Source organism: Acetobacter syzygii (assembly GCF_000964225.1).
GTDB classification, from domain to species: domain Bacteria; phylum Pseudomonadota; class Alphaproteobacteria; order Acetobacterales; family Acetobacteraceae; genus Acetobacter; species Acetobacter syzygii.
Map to the genome: position 1 here is coordinate 1 of NZ_BAMZ01000037.1, position 393 is coordinate 393.

Genomic DNA, 393 nt, shown 5'->3' on the forward strand with positions numbered 1-393 from the left:
GCAAGCCGCAACGGTGTGCCCGTGCGGGAGCTGAACAAGACGTATGTCATCAAGTTCCGTCTGGATGACTGACGCAGAATAAACGGTCGGGCTTCATGCCCGGCCACCTTGGATAACGAACCAATACGGACCGCCCGGTCCGCTCCGGCAGGGGATTGAGACCGGGCCATTTGATGAGGATCTTGAGTGAAATGACCAGACTGCCCCGTTCTTTTGTGTCAGGTCTTGCTGCCCCGGCTCTTGCAGTGCTGCTGAGCACGGCTGCCCCGATTGCCGCCTTTGCGCAGGATGCTGCAGCCCCGGCTGCAACGGCTCCGGCTCCCGCTCCGGCCGAAGGGGCTGCTGCCCCGGCCCCCGCACCGGCTGCTGCAGCCCCTGCCGATGCGGCCCCCG

The 393-nt window shown here is 65.1% G+C and carries 1 pseudogene; it reads left to right on the forward strand.

What is annotated here, in order from left to right:
* Nucleotides 1-191 precede the first annotated feature (191 nt).
* Nucleotides 192-393 (forward strand): annotated as a pseudogene (locus Absy_RS11355) (MotA/TolQ/ExbB proton channel family protein); the annotation flags it as partial.